The organism is Dyadobacter sp. NIV53 (assembly GCF_019711195.1).
Classification (GTDB): domain Bacteria; phylum Bacteroidota; class Bacteroidia; order Cytophagales; family Spirosomataceae; genus Dyadobacter.
In genome coordinates, this window is record NZ_CP081299.1 from 334,531 (window position 1) to 354,925 (window position 20,395).

The following is a 20,395-nucleotide window of genomic DNA, read 5'->3' on the forward strand; positions in this document are numbered from 1 at the left end:
ACACAATTACAGCAATGAGTGAAAGCAATATATTGAAGAGGGAATTTAATTATCTCACTAAAACAAGTGAGGCCAATGCAATATTGTCTTCTCTTCGGTTGTATATCACTGTGGATCAGAATCAGCCATTTAATTCAGCAGGACTGGCATTTGAAGTAACACTGGTTAATGAAGCGAATGAAAGTAAGACTATCCGGAACATATTGGATACGGTACAAATAAAATTACAGGATGAGGAAGGCTGGCCGCTAAAACTTCCCGTTGGCAGTCCGCCAAGGATACTGATCAATTCACCCGCCAAGATCGAATATCCATTTTTGATCGATTCATTCAGATCAGTTTCCGGCAATTTTAATCTTACTGACAAGATTGATGAGTCCGAATTTACGATTGAGGGAAATGCCTCTTACAACTATAATTTTCGGATTGACCGTATTCAGGATATTCCGCGTGAAAAATTTCAGGAAACAACTACGAAAACGAAAACATTAAATAAAGGGAAGTATAAGATTGATGTTCTGATAGATATTTTATCACAGGAAAGTATAGGTCATAAATTGTGTGAATCCGGGCCCATTGAAATTAGTTTTAATTAATCATGATAATCCGAAAAATTGAATATTTCGAAGATCAGTTGAAAGTCTCTGAAACCGGAAGAGAAATATTGCAGCTAATTGAAAAGCATGGGAATGAGGTCATGTACCTGATTAATAAAAACAGGCCGACGATGGTTTGCTGGCAACGCAACCAGGGACCGAAATTTACCAGGTCCATTGTAGACAGCGGTTTTGAAAAAGACCTGGAATTTGTAAAAGAAGCAGATGGTGTAAAACTGGAAACCCTGATTTTGTTTATGGCCGAAGTATTACAGGATAACGGAAGCCCCGATTTGAAAATGGACATTGGCAAATATGCCCCGCTTGTATTACAGATGGCAAAGGAAACCAGCTCTTTACACGAAATTATCAGCCGCATTAACAACACAGCAAACAGCAAGTCACATGCCTAAGGATACTTACATACCGCGTAATGAAGTGGTTGATATCAATAAGGAATTCAACAAAGTCCGCAAACAGGCCGAGGAAGAACTTATGAAGTTACCCGGCGTGATTGCCGTTGGTGTTGGCTTAAAAGAAGTGAAAGGGGAAATTCAGCGCCAGCCTTGTTTTAAAGTGAAAGTTGACAGAAAAAAAGCGAAATCAGAGCTTGGTGCAAATGATATTATCCCTGACGAAATTTATGGTTTTAAAACAGATGTGACTGAAATTGAAACAGTTCAGGCGCAGGGTGCAGATTCGTCCAAATACAGGCCAATCATTTCGGGAAGCCAGATTGAAAGCAGCGGTATGGCGGCGTATGGAACATTAGGATGTTTTGCAAAAAGAAATTCAGACAATAAAATCGTTATTCTAAGCAACTGGCACGTGATCGTGGACAATCCTGACGCCATTGATGGTGACCGGGTGGGCCAGCCTACACATAGCGGTTGCTGTAGTTGCTGTTCTACCAATGAAATTGGAAAAGTATCGGATGGCCGTTTTAAAGTGGGAAATATGGACGCAGCTATTGCATTGCTAAGTGGGCAGGATACAGACGCAATTCCGGAAGATCGGTTTTTAAATGAGGTCATTGATATTGGAAGTGTCTCCGGAAGCGCCATTCCGCTTGCTTTGGAAACAGTTTTCAAGAGAGGACGCACAACCTTACTGACCAAAGGACAGATTACGGATGACAATGCTGTTAACAGCACCACCTACAACACCTACAATAACCTCGTTATCACACGCAGTGGCCAGTTTGAAATAAGTCCGTCGGCCCCGTTTACCGATTTTACCTTAAAAGGTGATTCAGGCTCAGTTTCCGTAAATGAACATAATGAGGTTGTTTTGCTCAACTATTCGGGTTCAGACACAACACACAAAAGTTATGGCACCAATATTAAAAGTATCGAAACTACACTCGGAATTACAATTCTGAACAGCGGCTTTCATACAAGCGTGGCAGGCAAAGAAGGTGTATTATTGCGATCAGCTTCTGAATCAAATCATCTTGAAGCACTTGCCCAGATGCAGGCTGAATTGTCCGGTTCCAAAGAAGGAATGCGTATTCTCGAATTATTCAGGCAGCACCGGTCAGAAATACTGGATCTGGTCAGGCATAAAAGAGAAGTGATGGTTGCCTGGAACCGCTATCAGGGGCCGGCTTATCTTGCACATATTGCCAAAAATATAAGGAATGAAAATAAGCCGGTTCCCGAGCAGATTAAGGACATTACGATGCAAAGCCTCTTACTCAAAATGGCGGCGGTATTACAACGCAACGGTAGTCCGGAACTCGCAGGATCGGTGTCAGAAAATTATTTAAAAGTGATGAATATTCTTACAGCAGGCCGTTCGCCACAGGAATGGCGGGCGTATCTGCATCAGTTGGACACTATGAAAAATGCTTAATCTGTAACAGTCATGGCAGAGAATCAAACCGGAACACTGGAAGCCATAGGCATTGAAGTTGCCAAAGTTTTTCAGCCCTTCAAAGAGCGGGTGGATGAAGGAGAGATTATGTTGTTACTGGCAGAACTGGGCATAGAGTTTCCCGAAAGTCTGGCAAATGATGCAGAATTCAAAACTGCTGTTACTGGCGTTGCAGAGAAAGTTGGCAAAATGGCTGATCTTGTGATGGAACTGATTGACGCCATTAAAGCAGAAGACTATACAAAAGCAAGTGAAAAATCCTTCGCCTTAATTGAGTTGATTGCCGGCCTGGCCGATGATATTCAAACCATTGCAAATGAAATTGAGGCCCACGGCCCGTATACCGGAATTACTGATGCAGAACTGGGAGATTTTGTAGCCAACCTAGCCAAGCGATTAATAGACTACCTGATTATCAATTACATCCAGGACAGCATTCCGCTTTTCGCTATTTTCCTTGAATTTTTCGGACTGATTGAAGAAACGGAAGAAAATGTAGGATCAACCAATCCGCTTCTTCCGCCTTTCACAAAAAAAGTCCTTCGCCTTGACCGGTTTCCTAAATTTTTTGAAAGTCCCGCAAAGCTGGCCAAAGAGCTTTACGATTGGGGAGATACTGATTTTACGGGGGAAAAACTTTTCAAAATCCTCGAAAAGCTGATCAATGCCATGGGACTGCCGGCAGTTTACAGCAACGACGGCCAGCCTGAACTGGACGTTTTGATGGCAACTCTCGAACCAAGAACAGGCCTGACTCCCAAGGGAATTGCAATTATTATTCATGAAACAATAAGCAATTCGATATCACAAACGATTAAACAGGATCTATGGACATTTGATGTAGGATTGGCAACAACCTTAAACGCCGGTGTGGGTGTGACCATCCAGCCAAACGGGCAGATTGAAATATTACCGCCAACCACAACGACAACAATTGCAGGAAAAGCATTTGCAAAATGGACTGCTAAGGACAGTGTTACCAATCTTCCGCTATTATTAATTGGCGACAGAGACGAAAGCAGGTTGGAAGCAAAGGAAATTTCAGCATTGCTTCAGATTGATTTTATTTGGAATGGCACCAAAGCCACTGGAACGGTTACGACAGAAGCGGAAATAAAAGAAGGTAAACTGCTCGTAAAACCTGGCAATCCGGATGGTTTTCTTGCAAAGGTATTGCCACCAGAAGGTTTCACAGTCGACTTTAATGTATTAATCGGCCTCAACAGTGAAAAAGGATTTTATTTCAACGGAAGCGGAACACTCGAATTTGACATCCCAACTTCCATTTCATTGGGTCCGATTGAAATACTAAACCTGAAAATAGGGCTGGTTCCTGGTTCCAATTTTGAAATAGACCTTGGCGCAGATATCCGTGTTTTACTTGGCCCTTTTACGGGCACTGTGCAGGGAATGGGTATGAAGTCAATCTGGTCGTTTCCCGAAAACAGAAAAGGAAATCTGGGGCCGGTTGATCTGGCGATTGGCTTCAAACCACCAAAAGGAATCGGACTGGCGCTGGATGCGGGTGTGGTAAAAGGTGGTGGATTTCTGATGCTGGATTTTGACAAAGGCGAATATGCCGGCGCCATTGAATTATATTTTGAAGGATTATTTGGATTTACTGCAATTGGCATTATCAATACCAAATTCCCTGATGGTTCGGAAGGATTCTCTTTGCTGCTGCTTATTAATGTAACTTTTGATACACCAATTGCTCTTGGTTTTAATTTCTATCTGAGTGGCATTGGCGGCCTTATCGGGCTGCACCGCACTACAAGTACTACTGCTTTAAAAAAAGGTGTTCAGGAAGGAACAGTTGACAATATCCTGTTTCCGGAAAATATCATTGCCAACATCACCAAAATCATCAGCGATCTGCAAGCCATTTTCCCGGTCAAACAAGACCAGTTTGTATTAGGTATCATGGCGAGGATTACATGGAACACGCCTGCCCTGCTGACAATTGAGGCCGGACTGGTCATTGAGTTCCCGAATCCGGTCAAAATCTGTATCATTGGTGTTATTAAATGTGAGCTTCCTACACCGGCCGAAGCTGTTCTGGTTTTGAATGTAGCATTTGTGGGTATCATAGATTTTGAGCAGGAAATGCTGTCTTTTGATGCATCTATTTTCAATTCCCGCATTTTAACGATTACGCTGGAAGGCGATATGGCGCTCAGGATCAGCTGGGGAGATAAACCTGATTTTCTGGTTACGGTCGGTGGTTTCCATCCTGCTTATACACCACCCTCCCATCTGAACCTGCTGCCGATGAAACGTATTACCGTCAATATACTGAGCGGTAATCCGAATATTGTGCTCACAAGTTATTTTGCCATAACCACCAATACCATCCAGTTCGGCGCAGCTATTGCTTTCAAATTTAAATTCTCTTCATTTGGTGCTTACGGATTTTTTGGGTTCGACGTACTGATCCAATTTTCACCGTTTCATTTTGAAGCAAAAATAGTAGCCAGGGTCGCTATCAAAGCCGGCAGCTCGACTATCTGTTCCATTGATCTGGAATTCAATCTTGAAGGCCCGACACCATGGCGTGCACACGGATACGGGTCGTTTAAAATCTGGTTTGTCCGAATTAAAGCCAGGTTTGACAAGACTTGGGGTGAAGAACAGAACAACAGCCTGCCTTCCACTTTTGTGCTTCCTTTGTTACTGGATGAACTTAACAAAAATACCAACTGGAAAACCAGCTCATCCTCTACCCTGCCCGAACTGGTAACACTTGCCAATTTTGAGGCGCCGGAAGGAGTGATCTTCGTAAAACCGAATGGTTCCCTGGAAGTGGATCAGATGGTTGTTCCGTTGAATTTGACCATGTCCAGATTTGGCAATTATCTGCCCGCCGACATTTCGAAAGTCTTTATCAAAGACATCAAAGTCGGGGCCGGTACTTTTTCAGGCGGAAGCCTTACCAACCTGCTAAATTCCTTCGCACCATCTGCTTACAAGGAAATGAGCGATGATGATAAACTGGCAGCACCTTCTTACGAAAACCAGCTTTCCGGCATAAGACTGAATATTACGGATAATCTTGTTTTTGATTACGCTATTAACCGAAAAGTACAGTACGAAATAATCCTATCCGATTTTGAAGAAGAGGAACTTGGCCTGCATGACGAAGCACCGGATTTCTTCAAACCATTTATTTCGGGTGGAGCTGTGGGCCGTTCGTTCCTTTCCCAAAGTATCAGGCAAAACAGCATAAAAGCCAGCGCGACCGCGACTGTTTTCCAGGAAAAATATGCCGTAGTTTCAAGCAAAACGCTGGCAAATGCAGATAGCGGCGGTGCAGTTTTCAATTCCAAATCGGAGGCGGATGAACACATAAGAAAAATGATCATTAATGATCCGTCAAAAAGAGGAAAAATACAACTAAGCCCGGCCTATCAAATGCCGTGAAAGGGAGTTTAGAGTTTTGAGTTCTGAGTGGCAGCAAGGTAATTAAGTGTTAAAAAAAGCTGGATAGTACAAGTCCAAAAGTACCGCAGGTACGACCAATCTTGTAACAACGGAATTTAATCCGTTGCCCGTTGCCCATGATGACAGATAATTCGTAAAAAAGAAAAACAATTAGGTTATGAGCAGTACACTGGCACATTATGCTTTTATTCCCTGGCTGAAAGAAGGCATTAATGCACAAATAGAAGAAATGGACGCAAAAGGAGCACCGGCCGCTACACTGTCGAAGGAACGTGCAAGCCTTGCCGTGGCCATTAATCTGGAAACCAGTGATATTGCAGATGGAGAAGTCATAAACGTACCGGTACCACCAAAAACGATAAAAATACTGGGCCCGCCTGACGTACTATCAGTTTCAGAAAATGCCATTGTCCGGACTGAACCCAAAACGAATGTCAACAATTATGAGTCCAATGGATTACCTTATATAGAATTTTACAAAGAAAGCTTCCTATGGACATATACGCCTGCAAGTGCCGGAACCGGGGCGCAAACCGGTATACTGGCTCCATGGCTTGCCCTGATCTGTTTAAAAAAGGATGAATTTGAACTAAAACAAACCAGTGCCGGACGTTCCTTCATAACTATTGATTCAGCCAAAATAACCAACGTATTTCACGATGAAAAACAGCATTGGGCCTGGGGCCATGTTCAGCTAAGCACTGAACTCGAAGCGACTACACTGCCTGACAAAATCAATGAAGCGAAATCAGAATTGAATGCGAATCCTGACTCAGGTGTATGCCGGTTGTTGTGTCCAAGAAAACTGATCAGGGAAACACATTACACCGCTTTTTTAATTCCCACCTTTGAGACCGGTCGACTGGCAGGTTTAGGTTTGCCATTTACGGATGTTCTGGCCCAGAAAATATCCTGGGGAAAAACGGAAAATTATGCAGCCAAAACCCGTGGTTTTGATTATCCGGTGTATTATCAATGGAGCTTTCAAACCGGTTTATATGGCGATTTTGAATCTTTGGCCAGAATTCTGAAAGCCGTTGTCATAGGCCCGGAATTAGGAAAACGGCCTATGTATATCGCCGATGCCGGTTACGGAACAGCCAGTACCCCACCCGATTCACCCGTACTTGGACTTGAAGGTGCTTTGAAACCACCCAAATTTGTAAGTGATGTTTTTCCAAACGGGACTAAGGATACTGCTTACCGGGAACATCTGAGAAAATTGCTGAACCTGTCGATTGATAATGAAAAAAGACAAACCAACGTACCTGCGATTGTATCCGACAGTCTTGTTGCCAATCCGTTTTATTCAGCAACGCTGGGCGCCGATCCTGTGGTAACCCCACCCGTCTATGGCAGATGGCATGCAATGGTAAAAAGGTTGCAGCTCCCGGGTGAAAATCCACCCTGGGTAAATACGCTCAATCTTGATCCGAGAAACAGGGCAGCCGCAGGATTGGGTACAACTATAATTCAGAAGAACCAGGAAGATTACATGCGGCGTGCCTGGAAACAGGTGAATGAAGTAAATAAAGCAAATGAGAAAATAAGAAGAGGTGCTCTTTCCAAAATGGTGAGTAATGCCATTTACCGCAAGCATATCCGGTTTGCTTCAGAAGATCAGTCGGTAAGATTAACGGCTCCTATGCATACCTATTTATTGGATGCAGGCGAAACAGCCTCATTTTCCATTTCCAAAAGCCTCATCCCCAATGCATCACAAAGTGCTGCTTTTAAAAAAATCACGCGTCCGGGTAAAAAATCCATCAGAAAAATAAACGAAGTGGGGACAAACCCGAGTACGCTGATTAACAAACAGGTAACACAACGGTTTAATGCTGCAGCAATTGCTACCGCAAACCCTAAAACAGCACCGGTTTTAGCAGTCGATACGGGTCAGGTTGGCAGTGCAATCGCCACCTCTGTATCGAATTTCCAGGCTAATGATACGGCAATGGCACAACAGGCATTGTTCGATATCATATTGAAGGAAACAGATTTTACACACCTGGAAGTACAGGCTAAAAAAGATGAATTAAAAGTAAAAATCGATGCTTACGCTGGACTGAATGCAACTGCCAATTTACTCGCAAAAAACGTAATTGACGGAATCGCATCTTCTGTTCCGGGTAACCCGACCGATAATACAGCCAATACGGTAATCATCGCCGATGCGCCTTTTAAGGCGGTTTTCAGTGACGAGATTACAGCTAAAACGTATGAAAACCTTGTTTTGGCAAGAAACACAAACGGCGCTCCGCTGGAAATGAGCCGTGCTACACTTTTAAGTGATATTACGACATACGGTGAAACCTTTGGCAGTTTCAATACAGATCTGCTGGCAACAATGGTTGCAATTCCGGTACTGCCTACGCTGGACAAATTACCTCAGCTTTCCACAAAAATTACCAAATCTGTTGTTCCCAACCAACTGATCGTGAACCGGATCACAAGCAGTATTATATTAAATGTTTTTAATCCGGTTACGAAAATATATGAGGAAAAGGAACTGGAAGACCTGAGGCCGATCATGGCATATCCCAAATTCGATGATCCGATGTTCAGCAATTTACAGGCACTTTCGCAGGAATATATTCTGCCTAATATTGATAAAGTACCTGAAAATTCCATCACACTTATGGAAACCAATCAGGTTTTTATAGAAGCATTTATGACCGGGCTCAACCATGAAATGTCCAAGGAATTACTCTGGCGTGAATACCCAACCGATCAGCGCGGGACGTATTTCCGGCAGTTTTGGGACATTACCGACAATATCCGGGAAACGGATCAGGAAAAGAAATATGATATAAAGAAAATACATACCTGGACAGAAAATCTTGGTGACCACTCACCCAGGATTAAAACCAGTGCTGATGATAGTCCGTACCTCGTTTTACTGATTCGCGGAGATTTATTGAAAAAATATCCTAACACCCAGGTTTATGCCCAAAAAGCTGAATTCAAAGATCCGGTCAATCCGGCTGCACCACGTAAACTATCGGATTCTAACGTTGCCGACAACATTTTGCTGCCCGTATTTATGGCAACGCTTGATCCCGACATTTATTTGTTCGGTTTTGACCTGGATAAGGATGTGGCAAAAGGAGACAGCCACGATGCCACCAAACCCGGCTGGTATTTTGCGCTGAGGGAACGTCCCGGCCAGATCCGGTTCGGGCTTGATGACTGGACACCGACCGATCCTGATGATCCGGCGTTCCCTACTAGTGACCCTAAAAACTGGAATGATTTATCCTGGGAACATTTGGTTACGCAGCAATCGGACCTTTTAAATTACCAGGTTGATGTTAGCCATGCTTTTGATGCAACCAGCGGCAGTGAAAATTTACCACTGGCTGTTTGGGGTAAAAATGCTGCCGATATGGCGTATATATTGTACCAAAACCCAGTCCTTTTCGCCCGCCACGCACAGGAAATGTTGCCGGATGATTAAGAGATGTAAATGTGATTATTGAATCATAATTTCAAACGCGCATGGATATTAAATCATAGATTTTATACCAAACCATCCAACAACCAGCCTCATTCTCGACCTACCTTTTCACTCTTAAACTTTAACCCGTTAACCATCTCACCCCTAACCTTTTGACAGTTTTAAAATGAATTAACTTTTGATAAAATACCATGAGTGAACCTATCATCGCCACCGCTTACACTGATCCGCGCCTGGACACTATTCGTGCACAGGTTGCTTTAAAGGATGATACGATCCCTTACCTGCTGTTGCCGGTAAAGATCGAAACCCGTTTCATGAAGGTGGAAAGACCGCTGTTTAATCCGGACGTTTTTGCCGATTTGATGCTGGATCTGGCGAAACTGGACAATTATATGGATTTTGATCCTGTTTTGATGCCAGCACATGAGATCCTTGGCAGGTTCAGTAAAATTGCAGATGGGTTTCAGGCGGCTGAAACCAAAGCGGGATCACTCAAAAAACTCGATGGCGCTTCTAAACAAGCAATAGTAGCACTGCTGAATTCACTTTCAAAACAAAATCAGGTTTTAGGCTCTGCTCTAAATAAAATCGGATCTCTTGATTTAAACACACTTCTGGAATTAAGAGCTTTTAAGAACCGCACTGATACCAGTATGGTTACAATGCTGGCGGTAATTGCCAGGTTAACTCCGGAACTACCTGCAGGCGACGCTTTTTTACTGCCGCTGCAAAACATTGTAAAAGCGCTGAACGCTATTGCAACGGCCATTTTGTCAACGGATGCACGCAAAGAAAAAAGACAGTTATTTATTTTTCTGGATGAGCAGTTTGCCGTTTTAGAATTTAATATCAAAGAACAGCGTGTAATTATCGCCAGCAACATAACGGCAACTTCTGAACAGCTCAAACAACTGGATGCGTTAACAGCGCAATTGCTGCCATTGTGTACCAAAACAGCGGCTAACATAAAAACGCTTAAATCCGAATTCAAATCCATTGAGTACAGCGCTATTTTTGAAGCACTTACAAAAAAACTAACCTTACTTCAGCAGGATATAAGCACAAGGTTTAAGCCGAGATTACAGATCATGCACGAAATTCCAAAAGTTAATGTAAGAGATATATTACTGTCGGTCAATGAATTACGTGTTTTTCTTAAAAAAATCAATGCAAAACCATTTGCTGCTTATGATGAGATAATATCCAGCCGTAAAAAGCTTTACAGCAAGGCAGAAGGCATCTTTACAGATTTGGGAAAAGTGATTAAAGGAGATGAATATGAAGTTACCACGATCAAAAAATCCTGGAATCTGACAGATGCAGAATTAAATAAATTTGCCAAAAGAATAAGTGCTTTTAAAACAGCTGACACTGTGCAGCAAACTGAACTGGATAAAACTGTTAATTATATCAATAACAGTTTGAGAAAGGGATTTGCAAACTTAAAATCCGGTTCAAAAACTTCAATTAACAGACTGAATAACAGTGTTCTTGATAAAGCGCTGACCACCTATTCAAAAGCAATTGAAAAGATAAATGAACTTAGCCAGAAAACCAGCTCGCAGGAAGTTAATGAACAGGACGTTACCCCCGAAGTGGAAACGTTTCACAAGACATTTTTACACACAGCCCAAAATCTTGTTTTCTTACCTCAGCAGTATTACCAAACACTTTTCGATGCCGCAAAAACGCTGGAAGAAAATATAAACCTGCTAAAAGAAACAACGGGGTTCAGGGATGCGGGCATTCAAAAAACCTATGAAACAAATGCTCACACTCAAATACGCGAAATTGCAGAAGCCAGCCTGAAAGCTAATACGGCCACTGCTTCAAGGTCAGCCATGCCGGTTTCCGAAGTACAATCCTCACTCGTATTTGCAGCAGCAACCATTACCCGGGACGAACTTTGGGTACGGATTTACCCTGATGACATAGCAGTTCATACGCACGAAACAGCGCTTACCGAAGCTGAACTAAGTATCGGAAAAGCTTACTGGCTTGAAATTGCAGCTGCTGGTGATGATCCTGACCTGAAACTGGCAGCGTGGAGAGCCATCATTGCCTCTTATGATTCACAGCGTGCCGCCTGGATCGTGCGCACTACAAAACCAGCTGATACTAAAAGTTTTATACAAAATGTCCTGCAAAAAACCTCCGGGACTACGATTGAAATAAATAAGGAACTGGACAGGCTGCACGCCATTTTGAGTAAACCCATGCAGCGTAATATGATGTTTGAAGTATTGGGACAAACTTATCCAATACTGAATAACATCCAGGAAAAACTGAAAACGGTCAAAAATGATAACGTAACACTTTTGCTGAAAATGCAGCACCGGCTGTTTAAAATCCAGCATCAGTTGAGAAAATTCGCTGGTGAAGCCGAGCAGATGACGGAGGCCGTTAAAATACAAGCTTCACAGGGTTTAAGTTTGATGGTAAGTTCTTTTAATATTTTCGACCAGATCACGAGGACATTTAAATCTATCGGCAAGGTTTCCTCTGAGGAAATGGTACGGAACGTAGCCGTGAATGCCGCATTTGGCGATGTCCCCGTTAAAGAATCTTCCTGGACTTCATTACCTCATTCCCGTGTGATGCCCGGTCAGTTTGTAGTACTTACTATGCGCAACGGCAATTACCGGCATGCTCAGGTTACGAATGTTATTCCCGAAAATCTGGTAGTTGGCGTTCATCCGTCCATGGTGGAAGGCGGCTCTTTCCAGTATGACGAAGACCATAATCTGATTGTAGACGATTCCATAAAATGGCTTTCGGATTTTAACGACGCAGTAGCTAAAGGCATGGCGCTTTCTATAACGCTGGATGCCGAAGATGTGGAAAAGGGATTTGATAAAGTGCTGGTGATTGGGATCAAGGATACAACTCCGGATGCAGCCAAAAAACTGCTCGAAGATTTGATTGACAATCACCATTTTAATCCCGAAGGTGCTTCTTTCTTACCCATTGGAACAGCTACCAACAACACAGATAAGGCTTCATCAGGTTACCGGCGGATTGAGGAAGATGCATCCCTGAGTTTTTCGGTAGAACGAAATAGTGAATTGCCTGTAACCTTTGTCCCCGATCCAAACTTTCCTACTGACAGTGAACGGCTTGCGGAGGGACTGGGTATTGATGTTTCATTTTTCAACAATCTGGAAAATTGCAAAAGAACTGAAATTTCAGATGCGCTGATTTTTAATAAAGGTCTGTTTCACGGAACTATTGGCGATTATATGGAGGAAGGACTGGACAGCCTTTTCACCAAAGATAATATTCAACATACGAAAGCATTTTTTAATAATTATGTATCTGGAAGAGGCATTTTACCCGCGATAAGAGTGGGAGTTCAGCCTTATGGAATACTACCTGTTACGGCTTTTTCCAGGTTCAGTGCTACGGCCAATGATGCTGCTTTACCACAATTGACAAAAGAAGATTTTAACAATCCGGCTGCTATCAAGGATGCACTTCAAACGCGTTTCAACATTCGTTTGAAACAATTACTTTCCCTGCTGGATAGCCACTGGACGGCCATTCGTAACAGCAAAGTACTCTATTCAGGAAATACAAACCCGGCAAATCCTCAGGCACATTTTATGGGAATGCTTGGATTAAACGCTGTTTCTCAGGAGCTTTTCTACCGGTATGGAGTTAATGTTGCGTCGAGACAGGGAACCGATGTGCTGGATATCAATTTCAGCGCCACGGATATTTTCGGCCCGATTTATACTGGTGGAACGCTGGGCACCCAGGTTTCGTCAGGTTATTATTATAAATCGGACTACTTTATTGACGAACAAATTCCATTTACGGATCCTCTTCTGCTTTTAAATTCCAGATGGAACCGGATTAATACACAGTTCAACAAAGCCATGGTCTTTACCATGAGGCATTTGAAAAACCAGTCGCAGATACTTGGTGACAAAATTGACAATACGGAACTTTCTGATACCTTAACAACGCCTGCCAACCCCAATGCCGGAACACCGCAGGAACAATTTGAAGCTAGGCAGCAAATCCACTTTTATATTGACTGGCTTCTGGATCAAAACCCCTGGGATGTTCATGCTCAAAACAAGTTTTCAACGGTAACGGAAACGGGTCTGACGGCCGGAATGCCTTCTAAATCTTTACTTTTTCTGTTGCTCCGCCATGCAGTACTTTCCGCTTATGCTGATACCATACTAAAAATACTGGAATTTGAAGGGCTGACAAATCAGGAAACGATCAAAAAAATGGGCAGTCCGGGCTTCTATTATCAGAGGTACGCAGCCAATTTCAGGTATGTTACCAAATGGACTTTTTTATTCAGTAAAATCGGCAGTCTGGATGGTGTGCTTGATTTCAAAATGGATACTACCAATAGTTTTTATGTATACATGAACAGCCTGGCAGGATCGTCGGCCGGTTTTCTAAATAATTATGTCTCTCCTGAAAATACCAGTGTATTTACCAATTATGCCAATCATGCCGCACATCAGCCATTTATTGATGAGCTGAACGATACCAAAAGTGCCATCAGGAAATTCAAAGAAATTCCTACACAAAGGCTTGAAAAACTGCTGCGTGAACATCTTGATTTATGTACTTACCGGCTGGATGCATGGCGGCTCGGACAGGTCAACAAGCGACTGAAAGAAAACCGGCAAGCCAACAAAACCGGCATACATCTGGGCGCTTACGGATGGGTGGAAAATCTGAGAAAAGGTGGAGAAAGATTACCCGCTGTTAATATCCCTCCGGAATTATGGAAAACAGGAGATGAACCGGTATTTACGGATGCCGATAACCTTGGATTTATTCATACACCCTCGCTGAACCACGCGGTAACTGCCGCCATTATGCGGGCTGGGTTCCATGCCAATATTGCAACCGATGAAGTAGATAATTTACTGGCTGTCAATCTTTCATCAGAAAGGATCAGAACGGCTTTAAATCTGATCAGTGGAATCCGGAGCGGTCAGGATACGGCTGCTATGCTGGGTTACCAGTTTGAAAGAGGCTTGCATGAACGTTACCTGCATATCCCGCTTGAACTGGATGAATACATTTATGATTTTCGTGATGAATTCCCGCTTTCTATTCCCGTGGATGAAAACGTCGCACTGGCAGACGTAAGTTTAACACAGGTTGTGAATGGTCTCGAATTATTGGAAACCGCACAGGCTTTTATAGAATCAAAAGGTGGCCCGCCGCATCCCGGTGACAGTTTATACCAAAGTTTGAAGGCTTTTGAAGCCGATTGGTGGACGTCCGTTAATAATGCCAATATCAATACTGCATCCGCACCCGAAAAAGATGCGATGCTGAAAGAAATTGACCGAATGGCGGATGCCTTTGATGCTCTGGGTGATTTATGTCTGTCAGAAAGTATATATCAGGTTACGAAAGGCAATTACGTACGTTCTTCCGCCATTATGGATAAACTGGCAAAAGGTGATGTTCCGTTTGATATTGAATTTGCAGATACACCCAGAACGGGAACTGTAGTCACACACAAAGTCGCTATGTTTATTAACTTGGTTGAAGGAATAGATCGCGTTCTTGCAGGCACAACCACTCCCCTGGCGGGTACCGAACTGGCGACAGCAGTAACTGCCGCAGGAGCAACCGCACCACAATGGGCCAGTGCTTTTACACCAAGAGCTTTGGCCGAACCAGCTTTAAATAAATGGGCCGGAAACCTGATCGGAAATCCTGCGAAAATAAAATGCCTTGTAACATATACTATTCCTGACGTGGTCACAACGCCTGTGGCTATAACGGTAACCCTTGCCAATCTGAGTATACAGCCACTGGATGTCCTGCATTTGTTTGGTACCGGCCCACTTGACGGCGGTGCAGAGCTCAATGCAAGAGTAGCAACTTACATTAAAAAAACGGTTGTGCTTCCAGCAGGCTTTACCGGTACGGCAGATGCACTTTTAATGACTATTAAATACACTGAACGCGCTGGAAACTGGGCTGCCGATGACTATTCGTTTTATGAAAAAACGGGTTTGATTCAGTCCATCAGGGAATTAATTACCAACAGCGCAGCACTGGCAGCAGACGATCTGTTAATTCCGGGACAAGAAGAAGTGCCGGAAGCACAAATCAAGAACTTCCAGCCCGACGAATTGCTGATCAGGATAACTAACTTGAAGGCAAGAATGCAGATCGTGTTTACCGCCTTCAATCACTTTTTTACAACAGAAATATCAGCGGACAATGCACCCGGCCATACATTCACCAATCAGCAGATCGACAGTTTGCGGTTGTTGCTGAACGACGCATCTGTTTTTGGCATACCTGGAACTGTGCCGGATCTCGTAAAAAGTTACGGTAACAATGCAGGAATCGCATTACTGAATGCAGCAGACGGAGCTGCAAAAGCTATGTCGGTCCGTTTGGCACAGGCAAATTCTGACATAGTAACCGGAAGCACCACCACTTTATCACCGGAAGTAAGAGTGAACGCTTTGGCTGAAGCCGCAAAGAAAATACTGGGAAGGGCATTTATTGCTGTACCACATTTTAAACTTAGAAATCTGGCAGATCTGACTGCACAAAATAACTTACCAAAAGAGAAAGGTTTGCTCCGATCCGCTCCTGTTTTTGCTATGGATGAATGGAGCCAGAGTGTTGCCAGGGTTCGACAAAGGCTTTCGGTGCTGGAAACGATGGAAATGTGGTCTGCTAATTTCGGTGGTACTTCCATATTGAAGAAACCATTCCAATTTCCTTTCGCGCTCAATACAGACGGAACTTCACATGATCATTGGCTTGGAATAGAGTTCCCGGCGGGTTATCTACCTGAAGAAGATAAACTATCACTGATAGTAATGAATGCGGAAGCAGCCTTAACGGGCGCCGCTGGCATTAACAAAATTGGCCTTCTACTGGACGAATGGGCTGAAATAATTCCAAACCCGGTTGAAATGACAGGAATTGCATTCAATTATGACCAGCCCGATGCCAAAGCACCTAACACCCTTTTGCTTGCTGTAACACCAAAACAAACCGGCAAATGGAGCTGGGATGACTTGGCTGAAACATTGAACGACACTTTGGAAATGGCCAAAAATAGGGCGGTAGAACCTGAACAACTGGAAGACACAGTATTCGGACAGATTTTGCCAGGCTTGCTAACAGAAGTAGTTCCGCCGCAACTTCGTCCCGATGACACTGATCAGCAGTCGAATACCCTTGGTTTGCAGGTAGTGACCGATTTTAGTGTGGTTAATGATACTTATCAACCGGAAGAATTATAATAAACGATCATGGCAACTTCCCATTTTGATTATGCAACCTGCGAACCGTTCCGCTCATGGAACCGGCTGGAAGCCAGGCCCCGGAAATCGGAGTTTGATGAGGTATTAAAAGTAGCTATCCACGACCCTCTTTGGATGCTGACCCGGCAGTGGCAGTTTGGCGAGTTTCAGGGAGAGGACACCGGTTCGGCCGTATTTGCCAAGATCATGCTGGAAACTACGCGTGTCACAAAATTCAAACACCGGGACGGCACTGTCAGCGATTATGATGAAAGCCTGCCGCTGGAAACTTTTGTAGAACGCGTACCTGTGCTGTATGACCTTCGCTTCCGGGCAACGGCTGGCCAGCACTGGCTGCGCATTCTTTTAAACAAGTCCGCAGCCTATGTCCCTCCTGCCACCAATGATGCTTATAACCACCCAGCAATGCAAAAGGCATTAGCACAGATATATCAGTTAAAATTGCCGGTTATCAACCATGCTGCCGATTCTACTGCTCTGCAGGTAGCTAAGGCGCGGCTCCTCTCCAATAAACTGGCGCATCAGGCTATCAGTGGCCTGGCTGGACGTACACCAGATGGCGTGGCCTGGTACGAAGCATTAAAAAAATCAGGATCAACGTTAGCTCTTCCGGCTGAGTTAACTACGAATGCCGCGTGGAAGCCAGCATTTGGCACTTTTTTTCTGAGTGCAGCCCAGGATTTTATCAGCTGGTTTGAAAAGTCGCATGAGCATCCGTCAGGTTCAAAAAGTAGCTGGGCACCTTCTAATCTGGAATATAGTTTCGGATGCGGTTTGCCAAATAAGGGAACAGCCGGAAATACCATTCTGGATGCGAAGGAATATTATTCAGGAAACCTGGACTGGTATGCATTTAATCTTGAACTGAACACCGAAGGAAATCCATTGGCTGCACCAAATGCAGCAGACCAGGCAGAGGCTGTTAAGACAGAAATATTAACAATGATTCCATCCGAGGCCCGTTTTGGCGGCATGCCTAACAGCCGTTGGTGGGAGTTTGAAGATGGCACAACGGATCTGGGAAATATCACGGCTGAAACAACGAATCTCGCAAAAATATTATTGGCACAGTTTGCACTCATGTACAGCAACGATTGGTTTGTAATACCTTATGAAGTACCTGCCGGGTCGGTATCCGAAGTAAAGGGAATATTGGTAACCGACACATTCGGTGAAAGGACATTGGTAGAGCCTGCAAGTCAGGGAGATGCCAATGACTGGACCGGCTGGACCATGTTTAATTTTACAAAAACCAGTGCCAGTGACGGAAAAACAGGGAAAAGCGATCCAAGGATTTATATTCCTCCTGTTGTAAGCAAAGTGCAGGAAAGTAAACCGCTCGAATCAGTGGAAATTATCAGGGATGAAATGGCGAACATGATCTGGGGTGTTGAAGCCATCATTCCTGATCTTTTTGGAGGTGGACAGGATGGCCATGCCGCTGCACAGGAATTGACCAATTACCTGAAAGCATTGGAACGTGCCGATGAAAAAACACCGGTACCAATTCCTGAAAGTGTCAAGCTTAAATTTAACCTGGGAAATACTGTTCCTGAAAACTGGATTCCATTTTTGCCAACACATTTACCGGGGCAAAATCGGGCAATTCAGCTGCAACGAGCCTCGATGCCACGATGGTTTAACAAGGAATTCAGCCAGGTCAGGCCGCGAACTGCTATACTCCGGGAGGGCATGAAAAATGATCCTGCTACTGCCATTCAGTTATTTGTGAATGTTTCGGATGAAGTACAGAACAATCCGTATTACATTTTTGAAGAAGAAGCTCCGCGTTGCGGCGTAACCGTGGAAGCAGGATGGCAGCGAACCAGATGGTATGGTGGCAAAACGATTTGCTGGTATGGAAGAAAGAAAAAAATTGCAAGAGGGGAAGGTGCAAGCGGTCTTGCTTTCGACGAAGTCATTTATGTAGATTATGCCAATCAGGAAGCTTTGGTGGAGAATTAGGAGTTTAGAGTTTAGAGTTTAGTTCAGAGTTCAGGGTTCAGAGTTTAGAGTTTAGAGTTCAGAGTTTAAATTTAGAATTAGTAACATTCGAAATTATATAGTGGAGCCAAAGGGCAGGTTTCCTTTTGGGTGGTTATATTGGAAGCAGATAAATAATTGTACTGGATGCCACTGTCGAAGGCATACCACATTTCGTAAGTACAGCAGTATTTTTTTGAATCCGTTTAATAAAAACTATAAAATTGAGGTTCAAAAATCTTGACACGAAAACCCGGATTTTGTAATTTAGATGAAGAAATAAACGGCTAAAAATATCAAAGATAGTGTTGCTGCACAAGCAGTAATGCGGTTAGTGAATTACTGTAAAAGACTGGACTTTTAATCCAAGGATGCTCCGAAGCGGGTGTTAATTTGCTTTCTTAATCAAGTTCCCTGCGGATAACTGCGGGGTTCTTTTTTTGTCCGGCCAAAAGTAAAAATGGCAACTAAGGCACTTAAATTAAAACTTCGAGCCTTGGTGGCTTAGTGGCAAATTTCATCTTACTGTTGGATTTGTCACCAACATTTCAAGTTTAATCAAGTCTTCAAAGTATGCTGTTGGTAAAGCTGGCACTGGCGGAAATGGCCTCTAAGGAACGTATGCACGAAGCTTTTGAGCGCAAAATCCGCGCCTCCGTACACTGGTGGAAAATAGCAGTATCAAGCACAGATCACTTCCTTATAAAAAACTAATTAACAATAACTTACAATTATTTCATTGAAGTATACTGATGATTTACTTTAACTTAATGTCATGATTTGCGCTTCAAGTTTTTTTACTGATTCAATCGTTTCAAATACACAAACATCCACTTTCATCATACTTTTTTTGACATTCGCTTTTCTTTTATCTTCATAAGCCCGGTCATAATATTCAAGAAGCAGGCACAGGCATTTTTCAGTTTGCCCGGTCGCATGTAAATACAACGCTTTGTGATTAGCGCTGAAACCCATCCGCTTTTCCAGTTTTCTAATATATCCGGCAAACATACTTTTATCCATCCGGGTGTACTCCTCTTTGATGTGCGCCAAACGATCTTCAAATTTTACATCCAGTTCAAAGTAACATGCATTCGTCATGTTTTGATACAGTTTTTCAGGAATTCCAAGATTACCCAGAATATGCCCTTTTTCTTCCATCCAAACCGGCTGATGTTCGTTTAGTGACAGCCATGCCGACAACAGTTCGTGCTGAAACTGTTCATAATCCGGCTGGTCTTCATCCATATTTCCAAACACCGAACCTTTATGTGACGCAAGTTTTTCAAGATCAATAACCTGGTGGCCCATTGCGGCGAGTAAGCGTAACAGTTCCGTTTTTCCGCTACCGGTTTTACCGGCGATGATACCAATTGGCGGGCCGGAAACATAAACATTCTGCCGCCAAATTTTGAAAGCGTTAAATCCGCCTTCCAGATAATCAAACCCATTTTGGGTCGCCAGTTTCTCTGAAATATCTCCTTTGGCATCCATCAGATGGATGGCACCAGGCAACTGCATTTCATTAATAATTTCAGCAAACTGAACAGAAGAAATAATTTCCTGAAACGGAACAGAAACGGCCTTAGGGAAGCTCCCTTTTGTGTAGGAATCAGCTGGCCGTAAATCAATGATAGTCCGGTTGTTTTTAAAATTGAAGAAACAAAATGGCGAAAGTCCCATGTTTGAGGTCAAATACTTTGGTATATTTCCATCAGGATTTCAATGATTAATAATTTTGTGTATAGCATTGGTTTAAT

9 protein-coding genes are annotated in these 20,395 nt (G+C 43.4%); 8 read left to right on the forward strand and 1 reads right to left on the reverse strand.

Annotation, left to right across the window (positions count from 1 at the left end; translation table 11 throughout):
• The first annotated feature begins 14 nt into the window (after positions 1-14).
• From KZC02_RS01440 to KZC02_RS01475, 8 genes are all read left to right on the forward strand, one after another.
• Positions 15-596, forward strand: coding sequence for a hypothetical protein (locus tag KZC02_RS01440; protein WP_221392465.1), 582 nt, complete (start codon positions 15-17; stop codon positions 594-596).
• Positions 597-598: 2 nt separating this feature from the next.
• Positions 599-1,009 carry a hypothetical protein gene (locus KZC02_RS01445; RefSeq protein ID WP_221392466.1) on the forward strand — a complete coding sequence of 137 codons (411 nt, stop codon included), beginning with the start codon at positions 599-601 and terminating at the stop codon, positions 1,007-1,009.
• Positions 1,002-2,450: a S1 family peptidase gene (locus KZC02_RS01450; RefSeq protein ID WP_221392467.1), complete on the forward strand. Its 1,449-nt coding sequence runs from the start codon at positions 1,002-1,004 to the stop codon at positions 2,448-2,450. Before KZC02_RS01445 ends, KZC02_RS01450 begins: the two co-directional genes overlap by 8 nt.
• 12 nt (positions 2,451-2,462) lie before the next feature.
• On the forward strand, positions 2,463-5,891 hold the full coding sequence (locus tag KZC02_RS01455; RefSeq protein ID WP_221392468.1) for a DUF6603 domain-containing protein: 3,429 nt from the start codon (positions 2,463-2,465) through the stop codon (positions 5,889-5,891).
• A 178-nt stretch (positions 5,892-6,069) separates the two neighbouring features.
• Positions 6,070-9,369 carry a hypothetical protein gene (locus tag KZC02_RS01460; protein WP_221392469.1) on the forward strand — a complete coding sequence of 1,100 codons (3,300 nt, stop codon included), beginning with the start codon at positions 6,070-6,072 and terminating at the stop codon, positions 9,367-9,369.
• A 191-nt stretch (positions 9,370-9,560) separates the two neighbouring features.
• The gene (locus KZC02_RS01465; RefSeq protein WP_221392470.1) at positions 9,561-16,631 is read left to right on the forward strand and encodes a hypothetical protein; all 7,071 of its coding nucleotides are present in this window, start codon (positions 9,561-9,563) and stop codon (positions 16,629-16,631) included.
• A gap of 9 nt (positions 16,632-16,640) precedes the next feature.
• Entirely contained in the window at positions 16,641-18,617 is a 1,977-nt protein-coding gene (locus tag KZC02_RS01470; RefSeq protein ID WP_221392471.1) for a hypothetical protein, read from the forward strand.
• 591 nt (positions 18,618-19,208) lie between these two features.
• The gene (locus tag KZC02_RS01475; RefSeq protein WP_221392472.1) at positions 19,209-19,349 is read left to right on the forward strand and encodes a hypothetical protein; all 141 of its coding nucleotides are present in this window, start codon (positions 19,209-19,211) and stop codon (positions 19,347-19,349) included.
• Positions 19,350-19,397: 48 nt separating this feature from the next.
• On the opposite strand, the gene KZC02_RS01480 is transcribed toward KZC02_RS01475, so the two are convergent.
• Positions 19,398-20,318: a hypothetical protein gene (locus KZC02_RS01480; protein WP_221392473.1), complete on the reverse strand. Its 921-nt coding sequence runs from the start codon at positions 20,316-20,318 to the stop codon at positions 19,398-19,400.
• Between the last annotated feature and the right edge of the window lie 77 nt (positions 20,319-20,395).